The sequence below is a fragment of the Bacteroides sp. D55t1_190419_B8 genome, assembly GCF_015558905.1.
Classification (GTDB): Bacteria; Bacteroidota; Bacteroidia; order Bacteroidales; family Bacteroidaceae; genus Bacteroides; species Bacteroides vicugnae.
In genome coordinates, this window is sequence record NZ_JADMOU010000012.1 from 39,555 (window position 1) to 57,242 (window position 17,688).

Annotated in this window: 19 protein-coding genes; 1 reads left to right on the plus strand and 18 read right to left on the minus strand. The window is 41.9% G+C overall.

Annotation, left to right across the window (positions count from 1 at the left end):
* Positions 1–37 precede the first annotated feature (37 nt).
* The 7 genes from I2I13_RS12370 to I2I13_RS12400 all read right to left on the minus strand — a co-directional run bounded on the left by I2I13_RS12370 (position 38) and on the right by I2I13_RS12400 (position 8,662).
* Positions 38–688 (minus strand): TetR/AcrR family transcriptional regulator, encoded by a 651-nt coding sequence (locus tag I2I13_RS12370; RefSeq protein ID WP_148365511.1) that lies wholly within the window; start codon positions 686–688, stop codon positions 38–40.
* Positions 689–1,037: 349 nt separating this feature from the next.
* Positions 1,038–2,537 carry a histidine ammonia-lyase gene (gene hutH / locus I2I13_RS12375; RefSeq protein WP_148365512.1) on the minus strand — a complete coding sequence of 500 codons (1,500 nt, stop codon included), beginning with the start codon at positions 2,535–2,537 and terminating at the stop codon, positions 1,038–1,040.
* Positions 2,534–3,163, minus strand: a complete 630-nt coding sequence (locus I2I13_RS12380) for a cyclodeaminase/cyclohydrolase family protein (protein ID WP_195649633.1) — start codon at positions 3,161–3,163, stop codon at positions 2,534–2,536. The genes hutH and I2I13_RS12380 overlap by 4 nt, the downstream gene beginning before the upstream one ends.
* A gap of 47 nt (positions 3,164–3,210) precedes the next feature.
* Positions 3,211–4,464, minus strand: coding sequence for an imidazolonepropionase (hutI, locus tag I2I13_RS12385; protein WP_195649634.1), 1,254 nt, complete (start codon positions 4,462–4,464; stop codon positions 3,211–3,213).
* Between the two features lie 110 nt (positions 4,465–4,574).
* On the minus strand, positions 4,575–5,477 hold the full coding sequence (gene ftcD / locus I2I13_RS12390; RefSeq protein WP_148365514.1) for a glutamate formimidoyltransferase: 903 nt from the start codon (positions 5,475–5,477) through the stop codon (positions 4,575–4,577).
* 165 nt (positions 5,478–5,642) lie between these two features.
* Positions 5,643–7,640: a urocanate hydratase gene (locus I2I13_RS12395; RefSeq protein ID WP_195649635.1), complete on the minus strand. Its 1,998-nt coding sequence runs from the start codon at positions 7,638–7,640 to the stop codon at positions 5,643–5,645.
* A gap of 377 nt (positions 7,641–8,017) precedes the next feature.
* Positions 8,018–8,662: a DUF6563 family protein gene (locus I2I13_RS12400; protein WP_195649636.1), complete on the minus strand. Its 645-nt coding sequence runs from the start codon at positions 8,660–8,662 to the stop codon at positions 8,018–8,020.
* Between the two features lie 317 nt (positions 8,663–8,979).
* Between I2I13_RS12400 and I2I13_RS12405 the strand changes: the two genes are divergently transcribed.
* A complete protein-coding gene (locus tag I2I13_RS12405) occupies positions 8,980–10,794 on the plus strand; it encodes a MutS family DNA mismatch repair protein (protein ID WP_099145753.1) in 1,815 nt (604 codons plus the stop codon).
* Positions 10,795–10,944: 150 nt separating this feature from the next.
* On the opposite strand, the gene I2I13_RS12410 is transcribed toward I2I13_RS12405, so the two are convergent.
* The 11 genes from I2I13_RS12410 to secY all read right to left on the minus strand — a co-directional run bounded on the left by I2I13_RS12410 (position 10,945) and on the right by secY (position 17,688).
* Complete coding sequence (locus I2I13_RS12410; protein WP_099145752.1) at positions 10,945–11,487, minus strand: hypothetical protein; 543 nt, start codon at positions 11,485–11,487, stop codon at positions 10,945–10,947.
* Between the two features lie 110 nt (positions 11,488–11,597).
* The gene (locus tag I2I13_RS12415) at positions 11,598–11,993 is read right to left on the minus strand and encodes a hypothetical protein (RefSeq protein WP_099145770.1); all 396 of its coding nucleotides are present in this window, start codon (positions 11,991–11,993) and stop codon (positions 11,598–11,600) included.
* Between the two features lie 147 nt (positions 11,994–12,140).
* A complete protein-coding gene (rplQ, locus tag I2I13_RS12420; RefSeq protein ID WP_099145751.1) occupies positions 12,141–12,644 on the minus strand; it encodes a 50S ribosomal protein L17 in 504 nt (167 codons plus the stop codon).
* A gap of 3 nt (positions 12,645–12,647) precedes the next feature.
* Positions 12,648–13,640 carry a DNA-directed RNA polymerase subunit alpha gene (locus tag I2I13_RS12425; protein WP_004296325.1) on the minus strand — a complete coding sequence of 331 codons (993 nt, stop codon included), beginning with the start codon at positions 13,638–13,640 and terminating at the stop codon, positions 12,648–12,650.
* An 11-nt stretch (positions 13,641–13,651) separates the two neighbouring features.
* Positions 13,652–14,257 (minus strand): 30S ribosomal protein S4, encoded by a 606-nt coding sequence (gene rpsD / locus I2I13_RS12430; protein WP_004296326.1) that lies wholly within the window; start codon positions 14,255–14,257, stop codon positions 13,652–13,654.
* Positions 14,258–14,374: 117 nt separating this feature from the next.
* Complete coding sequence (rpsK, locus tag I2I13_RS12435) at positions 14,375–14,764, minus strand: 30S ribosomal protein S11 (protein WP_004296327.1); 390 nt, start codon at positions 14,762–14,764, stop codon at positions 14,375–14,377.
* An 11-nt stretch (positions 14,765–14,775) separates the two neighbouring features.
* The gene (gene rpsM / locus I2I13_RS12440) at positions 14,776–15,156 is read right to left on the minus strand and encodes a 30S ribosomal protein S13 (RefSeq protein ID WP_004296328.1); all 381 of its coding nucleotides are present in this window, start codon (positions 15,154–15,156) and stop codon (positions 14,776–14,778) included.
* Positions 15,157–15,189: 33 nt separating this feature from the next.
* A complete protein-coding gene (gene ykgO, locus I2I13_RS12445; RefSeq protein ID WP_002558051.1) occupies positions 15,190–15,306 on the minus strand; it encodes a type B 50S ribosomal protein L36 in 117 nt (38 codons plus the stop codon).
* 8 nt (positions 15,307–15,314) lie between these two features.
* Entirely contained in the window at positions 15,315–15,533 is a 219-nt protein-coding gene (gene infA / locus I2I13_RS12450) for a translation initiation factor IF-1 (protein ID WP_002558052.1), read from the minus strand.
* 1 nt (position 15,534) lies between these two features.
* Positions 15,535–16,332 carry a type I methionyl aminopeptidase gene (gene map, locus I2I13_RS12455; protein WP_148365519.1) on the minus strand — a complete coding sequence of 266 codons (798 nt, stop codon included), beginning with the start codon at positions 16,330–16,332 and terminating at the stop codon, positions 15,535–15,537.
* Positions 16,333–16,347: 15 nt separating this feature from the next.
* Positions 16,348–17,688, minus strand: a complete 1,341-nt coding sequence (gene secY / locus I2I13_RS12460; RefSeq protein ID WP_004296330.1) for a preprotein translocase subunit SecY — start codon at positions 17,686–17,688, stop codon at positions 16,348–16,350.

Below are 17,688 nucleotides of genomic sequence, written 5' to 3' on the forward strand. Positions count from 1 at the left end.
AATCTTACTTGTTTGTCAATAGAACCTCACTTTTGCTCTAGTATTCGATGCGGTTCTTGCGATATTCTTGTATAAAGTCTTCCAGTACCCTTGCTCCTTTTTCGGTGGAGATACCGCGTATATAAGTAAACATGATGGACTCGTACACTTCAATGAAAGGATATTCGTTGCAGATGTCTGTATTCAAAAGCACGTCAAATTGCTCACGTACCAGCAAATTGACGATGGAGAAGTTCACATCCGGACGAAAGATGCCCTGCTCTACTCCTGTTTTGAAGAAGGACATGGTTTTCATCGAATCGCTGTCCTGCCGGTTCTTCATCATCTCATATACTTTGGGATATTTCTTAATGTCTTCAAAAAAGCGTTTGTTCGTCTGATGAAACATCTCAATGCTTTTCTGAAAAACTGCAAGTATCACTTCCAACACATTGTGCGACTGTTCAAAGACTTTCTGCAAATACTTGTCTCTGTCTGCCTGTGCCTTCAGTATGCATTCTTTCAACAACGATTCTTTATCCGAAAAGACTTCGTAGAGCGTACGTTTGGAAATTCCTAATGCTGCCGCAATGTCATCCATCGTAATACTCTTGATGCCTTTTGAAGTAAAAGCTTCTGTTGCTGCCGTTATGATCCGTTCTCTTAACTCTACCCGTTGGGAAGCGTCTTTTCCATGCTCTGTCATCATCCGTTTTTCTATTTTATTAAAATGCAGTTTTCGTTTTCTCTTCATTTCCAAAGGAAAAACGGAACAAAGATATACAGAAAACTCAATTAACAAATTAAGTTTCCATCTATTTATAGTCCATTTGGGATTTATTATCATTCAATAGAGTAAAATGAAAACAAGTGTTAATAGGAAATTTGGAACAAACACAGAGGAAAGGTAAAAGGGAGGAATATAGGAAGTAAAGTTTTATCGCTAATAGAAGAGATGGCCGGCAATAAATGCCGGATAAATATCGATAAGAATCGACACTTACCCGGCAATAACAGTCACCATTATTAACGAAAAGCGAAAAAGGATCAATTTATTGTCAGTATTCAATCTGTGTCCTCTTCAGGAAGGCGACTGTTTTATGTATTTCCTTGTACATCACGATGTCATCTTTTACAAAAGGTACTTCTTTCCGATAGGCATGGAGGAAACGCTCAAGAACGGGAGAGGTTTTCTGCGGGCGGCGGAAGTCGATGCCTTGTGCGGCGTTCATCAGTTCGATGGCAAGGATATGTTCCAGGTTGTCCATCACTTTATAGAGTTTGGTTGCGGCATTGGCACCCATGCTTACATGGTCTTCCTGTCCGTTGGAAGAGACGATGGAATCGCTCGAAGCTGCATAGCAGTACATTTTATTCTGGCTGACCATGGAGGCGGCGGCATACTGCGGAATCATGAAGCCGGAGTTCAAACCGGGGTTGGCTACGAGAAATTCAGGTAGCCCACGGAGACCCATAATCAGTTGGGAGACACGGCGTTCGGAGATATTTCCCAATTCGGCCAGAGCGATGGCAAGGAAATCATAAGAGATGGCAAGCGGTTGCCCGTGAAAGTTTCCGCCGGAGATGATCCTGTCTTCATCGGGGAAGATGGTGGGGTTGTCCGTGACGGAATTGATTTCGGTCAGCAGTACGGAGGCAACGTAGCGGATGGCATCTTTGGTAGCGCCATGTACTTGCGGGATACAACGGAAAGAATAGGGATCTTGCACGTGTTCCTTGTGGCGTTCGATTAGTTCGCTGCCTGACAGTAGTTTGCGGAAGGCTTCGCCTGTCTCAATCTGTCCCTGATGGGGGCGGATTTGCTGGATGCAGTCCATAAACGGGTCGATACGGCCGTCAAAGGCTTCGAGGGAAAGTGCGGCTATCAGGTCGGCTTTTTTCGAGAGGCGAAAGGCTTTGAGCATAGCGAACACACCGTTGGCACTCATAAATTGGGTACCGTTCAGCAGGGCTAGTCCTTCTTTGCTCATTAGTTTGACCGGTTCCCAGCCAAATTCGTCGAGTACGCTGATGGCTTCGCACTTTTTTCCTTTATAGTAGACATCACCGACACCTATCAGAGGAAGGAAAAGATTGGCGAGCGGTGCCAGGTCGCCGGAGGCTCCAAGGGAACCGCGGTCGTAGACGATAGGCATGACGTCATTATTGAAGAAATCGAGGATGCGCTGCACGGTGATAACTTGTACGCCGCTATGTCCTAATGAAAGGGCATGGGCTTTGAGAAGCATCATCAGTTTGATGATGACAGGGCGAATTTCTTCGCCTACGCTGCAAGCATGGCTTTTTATCAGGTTTTCTTGAAGGGTCCCCAGTTCATCGGGAGATATATTTTTAGTGCATAGAGAGCCGAAACCTGTTGTTATGCCGTATAACGGTTCTTCGGAAGAAGCTATTTTTTGGTCGAGGTAGTCGCGACATTTCTGGATGCGCAACTTGGCTTCGGGAGCTAGTTCGAGTTTCAGGTTTTCGTTTATAATCCGTTCGATGATTTCGAAGGTCAGTGCTCCGGAACCGATATGGTATACATTCTTACTCATACGCGCAGGTCTTGATTTACGGCATCCAACAATTCTTTTTCTTTCTGGCAAGCGGTTTGCTCGATGGCATCGGCTTCGGTTTGCAGTTGGAGGACAAAATCTCTGTCTTTGAGCGAACCGAGGTTGATACGGACATTCAGCAAGGCTCCCAATACGGCGGTACGGGCGGACATCATTGCTACACAGGCATCTGTGATGGCATTCCGGTTGCCGAGGCGGGCAACATCGGCTATAATGGACATCATATCCAGTGCTTTGCGGGCTACTTCCAACGGAACGAGGGCGGCTTGTTTGGTTGCCTTCTGGATAGCGGTACTTCGGGCGGCTTTCTCTTCGTCGGTTGTTTTTGGTAGTTTAAAACAGGCAAATACTTCGTTGTAGGCAGCCGAATCTTTGTCAATAAGTGCCATAAATTCGTCCAGCAAACGGAGGGTGATGGTTTGTGCGTGCTGCATTACTTCTTCACTGACTTCGTATCCTTTTTTTCCTACGGTCAGCCGTGCCACCATCGTGGAAAGGGAGGAAGCCAGCGCTCCATTCAAAGCGGCAATACTACCACCGCCGGGCACAGGGTCACTGCAAGCTACTTTATCTAAGAAATCTTTTACGGTTAAATCTGCTAACATGGTATTCTATTTTTTTAAGTGATTAATGAATGAGAGTTTTTCAACTATTAAGTGACGGGATAAAGTATGCCGCCTTTAATAGTCATGATTACGCAATTCATGCCTATATAGTAAGGTAGAATATGATAGTTGTCGGAATTGAGGATGATGAAATCGCCTTGTTTGCCTACTTCAATGCTTCCAATCCGGTCGGCTCGTTGAAGAGCGGCGGCTCCGTTCAGGGTGAGAGCGGTGATGGTTTCTTCGATGCTCATTTGCATATAGATACAGGCCAGAGCAATGGTCAGCGGGATGGAACCGGAGAAACAACTACCGGGATTCAGGTCGGTGGCAAGTGCCACAGCACAACCGGCGTCAATCATTTCACGACCTCGCGCATAGGGTTCTTTCAAGGCGAAAGCTGTCAGAGGTAACAGCGTAGCTACTACTCCGGCATCGGCCATTGCACGGATGCCGGCATCGGAAGCGTGCAGGAGATGGTCGGCAGACAGTGCTCCGAGTTCGGCGGCCAGTTCGGCACCGCCGAGAGAGACGATTTCGTCGGCATGAAGTTTCAACAGGAAACCGTGCTCTTTGGCTGCCTGAAGCAGGCGACGGGATTGTTCGACAGAGAAAACGCCTTGTTCGCAAAAGACATCACAACATTCTGCCCACTTACCGGAATGGATAAGGGGAAGCATTTCACGAATCAGGAAATCGATGTATTCGTCGCTTCTCCCTGCATATTCTTCGGGAAGGGCGTGGGCGCCGAGGAAAGTGGAGACTATATCGACGCGTTTATGCTCGGCGTTATCCAGGCTGCGCATTACTTTTAGTTGTAGTAATTCTGTGTCCCGATCCAGACCGTAGCCACTTTTACCTTCTACGGTGGTTACTCCCATAGTGCTCATCTTCTTCAGGAAGCTTTCGGCGGCTGAACGAAGTTGCAGGTAGTTCATTTGCCGGGTGGCTTTTACGGTACTTGCAATTCCCCCTCCCCGCTCCATGATTGACATATAGCTTTCGCCTTTCAGACGCCAGGAAAATTCTTCGGAACGTTCTCCGCCAAATACAAAATGGGTATGGGAATCGACGAAACCGGGCAAAAGGCAATGTCCGCGAGCGTTATAATGCCAGTAGTGCTGGTAGTAACCATCCCGGTCTTCGCCACGGTTTTCACCAACGTAGGTAATGATTCCTTTGGTCACTTCCACGGTTCCGTTTTCTATGATTTGCAGTTGGGACATTTCCTCTCCTTTACGGGCGGAAAAGCCGATGGGGGTTACGATACGGGCGTTAAATATGATTAGGTTTTCACTCATAAATAGTTCATCATAATTAGTTCATATAATAAATGGCAATATGAATTACACGTTTTTTTAGAATGATGTTTACTATAAAGCAATTGTGATTCATTCTATTTTCTTATTGTCTATTCCATGATACGAGCTTCGAGAACTTGCTGCATGGAAAAGTTTTCGAGTCCGAGATAGTAGGAAGCGGTATCAATCAGAGCTTCCATCGGTACAAGGCCGATTATTTCGCTACCTACAATCGTAACACCGTAACGACGGGCCTCGATACGTACCAGTTCGAAGGCACGGTAAAGTGCGGTACGGGTATAGTCGGTCATGTTAATGGACACTTGGGTGATGTTTCGCTCTTTCAGCTCCACTCCCATTGCTTTTACATAACGGAGGCCTCCATTGATATGGCGGATATTTTTCGCTATCTTAGTGGCTATCTCCAGATTATCTGTACTTAGATTGACATTGTAGGCTACGAGTGGCATACGGGCTCCGATTGCTACGGTACCTGCGGTCGGATGTCGTTCAGCAGGTCCGAAGTCAGGTTGCCATTCGGGCAGTTTGATCTTTTCGGCCATTCCTTCAAATTCGCCTTTACGAACGGAAGCGAGATTTTCCCGGTGTGGTGCAGTAGCGGACTTTTCATACAGAAAGACGGGAAGATTAGATAGCTCCGCAACTTTCGCAGCCACTTTTTTAGAAAGCTCGATGGCTTCTTCCATACTGGTGTTCTTAATCGGGATGAAAGGAATTACATCTACCGCTCCCATACGAGGATGTTGCCCGGTGTGCTGATTCAGGTCGATCAAACGGACAGCTACACCAACGGCTTCAACTACTGCTTCACACAGTGCTTCCGGCTCTCCCACAAGTGTGACAACCAGACGGTTATGGTCTTCATCATTACTATAATCAAGCAGTTTTACTCCAGCTTTACCACGGAAAGGGGCTACTATCTGATCTATTTTCTCTAAATCACGTCCCTCACTAAAATTGGGGACGCACTCAATAATCTTATTCCAACTCATATCAAATATCTATTATTATAGAGGTTATACTTTACTGAATAACTATATGTTTTACATCAAATAACTACTTGGTTTATCCAAAATAACTGCATGTTTAAACTGTTCCATATATTATGGGAATTTATTCCCTCATTTTATGGGAATGTTTTCTCTTATATTGTGAGACTACTTTCCCACAATATATGGAACTATCTTCTTTATTAATTCTTCGTCCGCCACATAAGGCATTGTTATCTGATAATCTCCTGCATGGGACTCATTAAATGCTTCACTCGTTTCCATCGCATGCGGATTACGCGCCCATGAACGGCGGGCTACTCCTCCCATCACGTCCCAAAGCATTGCCGAACGAAGTATTTCATCTACCCGTTCGCTACCGTCGCATACCATACCAAAACCGCCATTGATTGCTTTGCCGATACCGACTCCGCCTCCATTGTGCAAAGCTACCAGACTCATTCCACGGGCACAATTTCCGGCAAAGCATTGTACAGCCATATCTGCCATCACATTACTTCCGTCTTTGATATTCGACGTCTCCCGGAAAGGAGAATCCGTACCGCTTACATCGTGGTGGTCTCGTCCCAGCATAATAGGTCCTACTTCACCCCGGCGAACCATCTCATTGAAACGGAGGGCTATCTTCATTCTTCCAACTGCATCCTGATAAAGAATACGTGCCTGTGTACCCACCACGAGTTGATTCTTTTCTGCATCCCGTATCCAATTGTAGTTGTCCAGATCCTGACCACGCCGATGGACGTCGATACATTCCATAGCCGCGCGGTCTGTTTTTATCAGATCTTCGTGTTTACCACTCAAACAGACCCACCTGAACGGACCGTAGCCGTAATCAAAAAGTTGGGGCCCCATAATATCTTCGACATAGCTCGGCCAGATAAATCCGTCTTTTTCATCAACGCCATTACGAGAGATTTCTTTTACTCCGGCATCGTATATGGCTTTCATGAAGGAGTTTCCATAATCAAAGAAATAAGTTCCGCGGGCTACCAGTTTCTTGATAACTTCGAAATGACGGCGTAGAGATATGTCTACCAAGTGACGGAATTGCTCCGGCGATTCGTGAAGAAGTCGTGTGCGTTCCTCGAAAGTCAGTCCGGCAGGGCAGTATCCACCTTCGTAAACGGCGTGACAGGAGGTTTGATCGGATAATAGTTCGATCAGAATCTTTTCTCGCTCGGCATATTCGAGTAGGTCTACTATATTTCCATGATAGGCAATGGAACAAGGTTCACGGCGTCGCATTGCTTCAGCTGCCATCCGGTATGCTTCTGTTATATCTGCAGTCACATGCCCCACCCATCCTTGGCGATAACGTGTTTCAATGCGTGAACGATCTACTTCGGCTATGATGGAGACTGCTCCTGCTATTTCGGCTGCCTTAGGTTGTGCACCACTCATTCCTCCCAAACCGGAAGAAATAAATAAGTGTCCCCGCAAATCTTGGTCTTGTGGAATACCGAGTTTCAATCGTCCGGCATTCAGGAGGGTGTTGAAAGTGCCATGAACAATCCCTTGAGGGCCGATATACATCCAGCCTCCGGCTGTCATCTGTCCGTAATTGGCAACTCCCATCTGGGCGGCAATATGCCAATCATGTTGATTGTCGAATTGCCCGATCATCATCGAATTGGTAATTATAACGCGGGGAGCATCGGGACGGGAGCGGAAAAGCCCTAATGGATGTCCGGATTCAATAACCAGTGTCTGTTCCTGGGTAAGTTCTTCCAGATATCGCTTGATCAGTCGGTATTGCATCCAATTTTGGCAGACTTGCCCGGTTTCACCATAAGTAACAAGCTCATAGGGATATAAGGCGATATCGAAGCAAAGGTTATTATCAATCATTACCTGAAAGGCTTTGCCCTCAATACATTGTCCTTGATATTCATCAATCGGCTTTGCTTTCAAGTCTCCGGCAGGACGGAAACGGTATCCGTAAATCCGCCCGCGAGTGCGTAGTTCTTCCATAAATTCAGGAGCCAGTTGCTCGTGCCACTCGGAGGGAATATAACGCAAAGCGTTTTTTAATGCTGTGATTGTCTGCGCCGGGGTAAGTGTATAACCACGGTCGGGAGCTCTCCGGATACCTTCTACAAAATCCGGATAAGGAGGTAGTGTGTTGCCAAGAGTTATTCTCATAATAAACAGAATTAAGGATTACAAACTGTAAGCAATACAGTCTTATAACTCTTCGCAATATAGAAAAAAAGAAGATAAAAGACAAGAAAAAAGACGGTTTTATTATCAGAAAGGCATTATTAGGTTTACAATTTAATAGAATGATAAGATATAAGCCATCTCAAGAGTCGCTTATGCTTTTATACAGATACAAATGCAGGCCTTTTATCCAAACGGATTAATAGGTCTTTTATTAAAATGGATAGCGGATTTTTCCATTAAATCAGAGCTATGAGTTCTATGCTATTGACATAATCCGCACCCCTAATCATATCACTATGACCATGGTTGTATATGAATACACTCCTTCCCTGCTATGCCAACAGAGATCGACAAGGTTACTTTTTTTGCTTATTCCGCAACTCCAACAAATATTTAAAGGTATGCTTCGCCTCCTGGCTATCATCATTCAAATATGCCTGTTTCAGTTCCGGATCATTCTTCAATAATTGAAGCATTTTATCCTTCCCCAGAAAATCGACTTTTCCTGTTTCACCATTTAGCTCATAACAGACACGTTTCGTAACCAAGCTTGAAGCGGCAAGAGCATCACCGATATTCCCTCCCAGTTTTACGTCATCTTCTTCCACAAAGTTTCCTCCGATAACCGAGCCTAAAGGCATGGCACAAAAATAGATATTTTTCCCCAACTGAACGGCAGGGGCATACCATGCTCCGAAGCGTAACTTTTTATAGCGCAACTTACGACAATTCAAATATAAATCTCCTTTTTCGTCACGCACAGCAAAACAACGCTTCTTCAAACGTCGGCACATCGACTCGTCATCACCGGCTGTTATCCGGTAATCAGCCCCTCCTGTCAATACAATCTGATTTCTGGAGCGTTTTTCTATACGCAACACGGCTGTCGTATCGCCATGTTGAGCCAACAACTCTTTCAGGTTGGAATAAATAACATTCTGCGCAATTAACGGAAGGCTAATCACGCTTATCAGCAAACATAAGATACATCCTTTCTTCATAAGCATCCTCCTTTCCTGTCTAACGCCTTTTCGAGTGGAAAGTTATAAATTTTAGCGGATAAATGCAAGAATGAGAAAAGAAATATTGAAAAAAAACTACTATCAGGAAATACCCCCTACTTTCGTTAAACGGAAACAGAACTTATATACCCATTCCTTACAGCTAGCAAAGGCGTTATCCAGGCAAGTCGCAATATGAGCTTGTTATTCCTTTCTATCTTCCGTTAATAAACAGTAAATCTGCTCTCGACAAAAACAAGCTCTTATCCCGACCGTTATGAATTATATTACCTTTGTGGAAAAGAATTAAATTTGTCATGGAAAAACAAGAGCAGATCATTACTACATATCAGCAAATCATTCAGAAAACAGAACTGGAGTTACAGAATGCCCGGAAACGTATCTATTATATCAGTCTCCTCCGTCTGATCTTATTCGTAGGAGCTGTAGCAAATGCTATTATCTTTTGGCCTGATGGGTGGTTATGTCTTTTTGCTTTTGCTATCCTGCCTTTTATCTTATTCATCTGGCTGGTAAAACGCCATAATTTCTGGTTCTACCGGAAAGATTTTCTGAAAAAGAAAATAGAAATCAATGAGCAGGAGCTACGTGCCATGCAATATGACTTTTCTGATTTTGATGACGGAAAAGAATTTGTTAATCCATCTCATCTCTACACTCTTGATTTAGACGTATTTGGTGAACATTCTCTTTTCCAATACATCAACCGCACTGCAACGCCTATTGGCAAACAGCATCTTGCAAACTGGTTCAATGCACATCTGGAAAACAAAGAAGCTATTGAACATCGCCAGGAAGCTATACATGAATTGTCCACAGACTTAGAATATCGTCAACAAATCCGCTTACTCGGCTTACTCTATAAAGGAAAACCTGCCGATACCACCGAAATCAAGGAATGGGCAAACAGTCCAAGTTATTATCGGAAGCGAACGCTTCTACGTATCCTCCCGACAGCGGTAACGATCATTAATTTCTTATGTATAGGTTTAGCCATTTTAGGTATTATCTCGGCTAATATAGCTGGAGGAGTATTTGTTAGCTTTGTATTATTCAGCACTATTTTCTCTAAAGGAATCACTAAATTGCAAACGACCTACGGGGAAAAGCTACAAATTCTTTCGACATACGCCGACCAGATTCTTCTCACTGAACAGAAAGAAATGCAAAGCCATATACTGCAAAAGTTAAAAGCGGAGCTTACAAGCCAGAATCAAACCGCTTCTCAAGCAGTACGCCAACTTTCAAAACTGATGAACGCGCTCGATCAACGAAGTAATCTGCTAATAAGCACGATACTCAACGGACTGATATTCTGGGAGCTGCGCCAAGTAATGCGAATCGAGAAGTGGAAAGAAATCCATGCATCCGATCTCCCCCGCTGGATAGAAACCATCGGAGAAATTGATGCTTATTGTTCTCTGGCAACATTCGCATATAATCATCCGGATTATATCTATCCTACCATTGCTGCTCAATCTTTCCATCTGCAGGCTGAAGCTTTGGGGCATCCTTTAATGGATCGCAACAAATGTGTACGCAACGGAATAGACATTGAAAAACGTCCTTTCTTTATTATTATCACAGGAGCCAATATGGCAGGAAAAAGCACGTATTTACGTACTGTAGGAGTGAACTATCTACTAGCATGTATAGGGGCTCCCGTTTGGGCAAAGCAGATGAAAATATATCCGGCTCGCCTCGTTACCAGTCTTCGGACCAGTGACTCCTTAGCCGACAACGAATCTTATTTCTTTGCCGAACTCAAGCGACTTAAATTAATCATAGACAAGCTTGAAGCAGGAGAAGAACTTTTCATCATCCTTGATGAAATATTGAAAGGTACAAACTCCATGGATAAACAGAAAGGTTCTTTCGCCCTCATCAAACAATTCATGCACATGAACACCAATGGCATCATCGCCACCCATGACTTGTTGCTAGGGACTTTAGTGGACTCCTTCCCACAAAATATCCGGAATTACTGTTTCGAAGCTGACATTACGAACAACGAACTTACCTTCTCTTACCAAATGAGAAATGGAGTTGCACAAAATATGAATGCCTGCTTCTTAATGAAGAAAATGGGAATCGCCGTCATTAACGACTAATCCCCATTCCTTATATGAAAATCAAAGTTTTCTATTGCGGTAACATCCAAAACCTGCTTTATTTAGCAGCAGCAAACTGAATATAAAATTTCAAGCTACCTGTTTTAATCTGCCGGAAAACAAAGTTAAACAGTTTCTGGAGATATACTTTTACTGCATTTTACTTTTTGCCAGAAATGCTATGACCGCTGAAGCTTGTTCATTAGTGAAATACTGCACTGATGTTATTGGTTGATATGTATAAGGTATAAACTGGAATAACTGTACAGCTGCAAATTTTTTATCAGCAGAGAGTATCACATCCATACGTATATTACCACTAGCCTCACTCTTTATATTCGAACCTGCAGAGAATGCCCCCGAATTCACAAGATCCCTCAAAGCATCCATGTGTTTCAAATCAAAAAATATACTATGCTCTTTAGCCACACTTTTGGTTGGCAAATAAATAACTTCTTTTGATTTCCAGAAGAGACGGAAAATCCCCATAAGGAATAAACCTGTTCCCAGAACCATCAAAGCCATACTAACCGTAGAAGACTTATCATCCAATTCGAAAGTGGAAGCAAAAGCTAAGATACCGACCAATAACATTACAGAAGAAATTAAAACTCCTGAAATACTTGTACGTTTTGCGATATCGGGGTGTGAAGATGTGAAGATAGTAGCATCAATCATTTGAGTAGTTGCCATAATATTTAAAGTTTAAATTATTAGTGAAAATATAAAGATAAAAAGATATAGTCACCGGTATTACAGAAGATACCAGTAACCACAAAATAAACAAAACTAATAAGTTACTACTAAATAATTATGCGCCTCAAAGTATATACATAGTATTCACTTGATGGCTGGCAATAATAGGAAGTTGTTGTACCATAAATCCGCCCCAAGTGTTGTGAAAGTGAGTTCTCACGATCAGCACAACATTGTAGCGCATTCTTCAAAGAAAAGAAATATTCTCCAAGTTGCACACGTTGAATACGTGTTACAGATATTTGATGGCTTTGCGAGTTGTTCAATTCAGCCACAGGCTTACCTGGAAGATCCGGTGCGCTGATTTCCCCATGTTGTCTCATTGCATATGTAATAGCACGCTCCTGTTCATCCACCACTTTCGCGGTAGAAATATTGCCTGCTATGCTATGAAAAGCAACTGTCAGCAACAGAAACAATATTACCTTTACAAATTTTGCCATATTCACTTGCAAATATAACAGATTCTCTCTATGAAAAGTTCTATTAAGATATATTTTAATGTATCTTAGTATTAGTAAACGGCAGACAAACAAAAAAGGCTACCTATGAGGGTAGCCCTTTTTATATCTATAAGAATAACTGTAAAATTATTCAGCTGATTCAGCTTTTGGTTCTTCAGCCTTAGGAGCTTCAGTTGCAGGAGCTTCAACAGCAGCAGGAGCAGCTTCAGCAGATTTCTTCGAACGACGAGTACGAGTAGCTTTCTTAGCCACTTTTTCCTTAGCCATGTTTTCATTGTAGTCAACCAACTCGATGAAGCACATTTCTGCATTGTCACCCAAACGGTTACCAGTCTTGATAATACGAGTATAACCACCCGGACGATCAGCAATCTTAACAGAGATTTCTTTGAACAACTCTGTTACTGCAATCTTATCTTGCAAATTGCTAAATACAACACGACGAGAGTTCGTAGTATCTTCTTTAGACTTAGTAATCAAAGGCTCAACAAACTTTTTCAAAGCTTTCGCCTTTGCAACAGTCGTAGTGATTCTTTTGTGCTTGATCAAAGAGCAAGCCATGTTAGATAACATAGCGCTTCTATGAGAAGCAGTACGACCTAAATGATTGAATTTTTTATTATGTCTCATTTTTTATTCTTTATCTAATTTATATTTAGAAATGTCGGTTCCAAACGACAGATTCAGACTTTCCAGCAAATCATCAAGCTCGGTAAGCGATTTCTTTCCGAAGTTTCTGAATTTCAGCAGGTCAGTTTTGTTGAATTGTACCAAGTCACCGAGAGTTTCTACGTCAGCAGCCTTCAAGCAATTGAGGGCACGAACTGACAAGTCCATATCAACGAGTTTGGTTTTCAACAGCTGACGCATGTGCAGTACTTCTTCATCAAACTCTTCATTGCCATCAGTATCATTACTTTCAAGCGTGATCTTCTCGTCAGAGAACAACATGAAGTGATAAATCAGAATTTTTGCAGCTTCTTTCAGCGCTTCTTTCGGATGTATAGAACCGTCGGTACTAATTTCAAGTACTAGCTTTTCGTAGTCAGTCTTCTGTTCTACACGGAAGTTTTCTACAGCATACTTGACATTACGTATCGGTGTATAAATAGAGTCGATTGGAATTACATTAACATCCGTGCAATACTCGCGATTCTCATCAGCAGGTACATAACCACGGCCTTTGTTAATTGTAATATCAATCTGCATAGTTGACTTAGAATCTAAATGACAAATAACTAATTCCGGATTTAACACTTCAAATCCAGTCAAATACTTACCTATGTCACCTGCTTTAAATTCACTGGAATTCTCGACAGTGATGCTCACTTTTTCGCTCTCGAACTCTTCAACTACTTGCTTGAATCTCACTTGTTTCAGATTCAAGATAATGTTGGTAACATCCTCTTTTACTCCAGGTACACTAGAAAATTCATGCTCCACACCATCAATTCTGATAGTAGTGATAGCAAAACCCTCTAATGAAGAAAGAAGGATTCGGCGTAATGCATTACCTACAGTAATACCAAAACCCGGTTCCAACGGACGGAATTCGAATTTACCGAATCTGGAGTCCGCCTCCAACATTAATACTTTATCAGGTTTTTGAAATGCTAATATCGCCATGAAATTAATTATTATTTAGAATACAATTCAACGATCAAATGTTCTTTAATGTTCTCAGGAATGTCTGCTCTTTCAGGTATGTGCAACATTTTACCAACCTTAGAAGCTTCGTCCCATTCCAACCAAGCATACTTGCTGTGATTGAAACCTGCAAGAGAATTAGCAATTACTTCCAAAGATTTAGATCTTTCACGAACACCAATCAATTGTCCTGGTTTTACTGCAAATGAAGGGATGTTTACCACTTCACCATCTACAGTAATATGCTTGTGACTAACCAACTGACGAGCAGCAGCACGTGTAGGAGCAATACCCAAACGGAATACTACGTTGTCAAGACGGCCTTCCAACAATTGAAGAAGTACCTCACCGGTAATACCTTTAGCAGTAGCTGCTTTTTCAAACAAATTGCGGAATTGTTTTTCTAGTACTCCATAGGTGTATTTAGCTTTCTGCTTTTCACGAAGTTGCACACCGTATTCAGAAGTTTTTCTTTTTCTTGAATTACCATGTTGTCCGGGAGGATAGTTCTTCTTTGACAAAACTTTATCAGCTCCAAAGATTCCCTCACCGAATTTACGGGCGATTCTCGATTTTGGTCCAGTATATCTAGCCATTTCTTTTTAAATATTTAATTGTTTATTCATGAACTTAATTTGTTGCAGCCGCGATTACAGAGAGAAATTAAATGTAATCCAAAAACAAAATCAAGATCATTGTAAGTTAAAGGTAAATTAAACTCTACGTCTTTTTGGAGGACGACAACCATTATGTGGAAGCGGAGTTACGTCAATGATTTCAGTAACTTCGATACCAGCACCGTGGATAGTTCTAATAGCAGACTCACGTCCGTTACCTGGACCTTTCACATATGCTTTTACCTTTCTCAGGCCAAGATCAAATGCAATCTTTGCACAATCCTGGGCAGCCATCTGAGCTGCATAAGGAGTATTCTTTTTAGAACCTCTAAATCCCATTTTACCAGCAGATGACCAAGAGATAATCTGCCCTTCACTGTTTGCAAGAGAAACAATAATATTGTTGAAAGATGAATGAACATGCAACTGTCCATTAGCGTCTACTTTCACATTTCTCTTTTTAGCTGCAACTGTTTTTTTTGCCATATCAACAATTATTATTTAGTAGCTTTTTTCTTATTAGCAACGGTTTTCTTTCTACCTTTACGAGTACGTGCATTGTTCTTTGTGCTCTGACCTCTAACAGGCAGACCAATACGGTGACGTACACCACGATAGCAACCAATATCCATTAATCGCTTAATGTTCAATTGGATTTCAGAACGAAGATCACCTTCCACTTTATACTCTGCACCGATAATCTCACGAATCTTAGCAGCTTGATCATCTGTCCAGTCTTTAACCTTCAGATCTTTATCTACACCAGCTTTATCTAAAATTTTTGCTGAACTACTGCGACCTATTCCATATACATAGGTCAACGCAATTTCACCTCTTTTGTTCTGAGGTAAATCTACACCAACTATTCTTATAGCCATATACTTAATTATTTTTTTTGCAAAAATAACAAATTATCCTTGACGTTGTTTATACTTAGGATTTTTCTTGTTAATAACATACAAACGGCCATTACGTCTAACGATCTTACATTCTGGCGTGCGTTTCTTTAATGATGCTCTTACTTTCATATCTTATTTTATTTATATCTAAACACAATTCTTCCTTTCGATAAGTCGTAAGGAGACATTTCGACTCTCACTTTATCTCCCGGCAAGATCTTGATGTAATGCATCCGCATCTTACCTGAAATATGTGCAGTAATCTCATGTCCGTTTTCTAATTCAACACGAAACATTGCATTTGACAATGCTTCAACTATAACTCCATCTTGTTCTATTGCAGATTGCTTTGCCATATTATATTGCTTTATCTCCTAAAACTTCTTCTATGAATTTGAATGAAGACAAAATATCAGCTTCACCAGCTCCAACAGCTATCGTATGTTCAAAATGTGCAGCACATTTACGATCTCTGGTCCTCACAGTCCATCCGTCACGTTCCATAATCACTTGCCGGTCTCCCAATGTTATCATCGGCTCTATCGCTATGCAAAGGCCTCTTTTCATCAAAGGTCCATATCCTCTTTTACCATAATTAGGCACTTGAGGATCTTCGTGCATCTCTTTACCGATGCCATGACCAACAAACTCACGCACTACACCATAAGAGTGAGACTCACAATATTGCTGAATAGCATACCCGATGTCTCCGATTCTTTTGCCTTGCACTGCGTTCTGAATGCCAATATATAACGCTTCTTTAGTCACCTTCAACAAGTTACGAACTTCTTCGTCCACCTCTCCTACACAAAAAGTATAAGCAGAATCACCACAAAAACCATTCATGTAAGTCCCACAATCCACTGATACGATATCGCCATCTTTCAGTACAATATCCCCTGGGATTCCATGTACAACCTGTTCATTAACAGAAGTACAAAGAGATGCGGGAAATGGTTCTCCATATTGATTCGGGAATCCCTTGAAAGTTGGAGTTGCCCCATGATCTCTAATGAACTCTTCAGCAACTTTATCCAACTCACGTGTAGTTACACCAGGCTTCACCAGTTTGGCAACCTCTGCAAGAGTTTTACCAACAAGCAGGTTACTCTGACGGAGCAATTCTATTTCATCTTCTGTTTTAAGAAATATCATTTCTAATCTAAAGAATTAATATGCCGCTACACCAGCGCGTCCTTTAATACGACCAGATTTCAACAGACCATCATAGTGTCTCATCAACAAATGACTTTCAACCTGTTGCAGTGTATCAAGAACAACACCTACAAGAATTAACAAAGATGTACCGCCGAAGAATTGAGCAAATCCTGCTTGCACTCCGAATATACCGGCAAAAGCAGGCATAATAGCAACTAAAGCCAAGAAGAAAGAACCCGGCAAAGTAATACGAGACATTATATCATCAATATACTCTGCAGTTTTCTTTCCCGGTTTAATACCAGGGATGAAACCATTATTTCTCTTCATATCCTCAGCCATCTGAGTCGGATTAATTGTAATTGCAGTATAGAAATATGTAAATAATATAATCATTACCGCAAAAACAAAATTATACCAGAAACTTGTATGATCTGTAAACGCATGCAAGAAACCGCCCGCATCATTTACATTTGAAAAACCGATAAACGTAATTGGAATAAACATGATTGCCTGAGCAAAGATGATAGGCATAACACCAGCCGCATTCACTTTCAAAGGAATGTACTGTCTAGCACCACCATATTGCTTGTTACCAACAATTCTTTTTGCATACTGTACAGGAATCTTTCTTGTACCTTGTACCAAAAGAATAGCAGCACCAATCACTAATAACAAGAATACGATTTCAATTATAAACATGATCAAACCACCACTCTTATTTGCTACTCTGGATACAACTTCTTGCAACAAAGCATCAGGGAAACGAGCGATAATACCAATCAAGATGATAAATGAAATACCGTTACCAATACCTTTATCAGTAATTCTTTCACCAAGCCACAAAATAAACATACTACCTGCTGCCAAAATAATGGTAGAGGTAACCATAAACAGAGTCCAATCTAATGAAGCATTTAAGGAAGGGCCAGCCTGCATTTTAAGATTGAGCAAATAAGAAGGGGCCTGAACTAACAATATAGCAATCGTCAAATAACGAGTATATTGATTCATTTTTCTTCTGCCGCTCTCACCTTCGCGTTGCAGCTTCTGGAAATACGGCACAGCGATTCCCAACAACTGGATTACGATAGATGCAGAGATATAAGGCATGATTCCTAATGCAAAAATAGAGGCATTAGAAAATGCTCCTCCAGAGAACATATTTAACAAGGCTAAAAGGCCTTCACTTGTTTGTTCGTGCAATTTAGCCAGCATCGCCGGATTGATACCCGGTAATACGACATATGATCCGAAACGGTAAATTGCCACAAACAATATGGTGATGAGGATCCGCTGTCTCAGATCCTCAATCTTCCATATATTCTTTAATGTTTCAATAGCTTTTCTCAT

Excerpts from the sequence above, each read along its gene's own strand:
- I2I13_RS12370 (WP_148365511.1), bottom strand. The coding sequence starts at position 688 with ATGATGACAGAGCATGGAAAAGACGCTTCCCAACGGGTAGAGTTAAGA.
- hutH (WP_148365512.1), bottom strand. The coding sequence starts at position 2,537 with ATGAGTAAGAATGTATACCATATCGGTTCCGGAGCACTGACCTTCGAA.
- I2I13_RS12380 (WP_195649633.1), bottom strand. The coding sequence starts at position 3,163 with ATGTTAGCAGATTTAACCGTAAAAGATTTCTTAGATAAAGTAGCTTGC.
- hutI (WP_195649634.1), bottom strand. The coding sequence starts at position 4,464 with ATGAGTGAAAACCTAATCATATTTAACGCCCGTATCGTAACCCCCATC.
- ftcD (WP_148365514.1), bottom strand. The coding sequence starts at position 5,477 with ATGAGTTGGAATAAGATTATTGAGTGCGTCCCCAATTTTAGTGAGGGA.
- I2I13_RS12395 (WP_195649635.1), bottom strand. The coding sequence starts at position 7,640 with ATGAGAATAACTCTTGGCAACACACTACCTCCTTATCCGGATTTTGTA.
- I2I13_RS12400 (WP_195649636.1), bottom strand. The coding sequence starts at position 8,662 with ATGAAGAAAGGATGTATCTTATGTTTGCTGATAAGCGTGATTAGCCTT.
- I2I13_RS12405 (WP_099145753.1), top strand. The coding sequence starts at position 8,980 with ATGGAAAAACAAGAGCAGATCATTACTACATATCAGCAAATCATTCAG.
- I2I13_RS12410 (WP_099145752.1), bottom strand. The coding sequence starts at position 11,487 with ATGGCAACTACTCAAATGATTGATGCTACTATCTTCACATCTTCACAC.
- I2I13_RS12415 (WP_099145770.1), bottom strand. The coding sequence starts at position 11,993 with ATGGCAAAATTTGTAAAGGTAATATTGTTTCTGTTGCTGACAGTTGCT.
- rplQ (WP_099145751.1), bottom strand. The coding sequence starts at position 12,644 with ATGAGACATAATAAAAAATTCAATCATTTAGGTCGTACTGCTTCTCAT.
- I2I13_RS12425 (WP_004296325.1), bottom strand. The coding sequence starts at position 13,640 with ATGGCGATATTAGCATTTCAAAAACCTGATAAAGTATTAATGTTGGAG.
- rpsD (WP_004296326.1), bottom strand. The coding sequence starts at position 14,257 with ATGGCTAGATATACTGGACCAAAATCGAGAATCGCCCGTAAATTCGGT.
- rpsK (WP_004296327.1), bottom strand. The coding sequence starts at position 14,764 with ATGGCAAAAAAAACAGTTGCAGCTAAAAAGAGAAATGTGAAAGTAGAC.
- rpsM (WP_004296328.1), bottom strand. The coding sequence starts at position 15,156 with ATGGCTATAAGAATAGTTGGTGTAGATTTACCTCAGAACAAAAGAGGT.
- ykgO (WP_002558051.1), bottom strand. The coding sequence starts at position 15,306 with ATGAAAGTAAGAGCATCATTAAAGAAACGCACGCCAGAATGTAAGATC.
- infA (WP_002558052.1), bottom strand. The coding sequence starts at position 15,533 with ATGGCAAAGCAATCTGCAATAGAACAAGATGGAGTTATAGTTGAAGCA.
- map (WP_148365519.1), bottom strand. The coding sequence starts at position 16,332 with ATGATATTTCTTAAAACAGAAGATGAAATAGAATTGCTCCGTCAGAGT.
- secY (WP_004296330.1), bottom strand. The coding sequence starts at position 17,688 with ATGAGAAAAGCTATTGAAACATTAAAGAATATATGGAAGATTGAGGAT.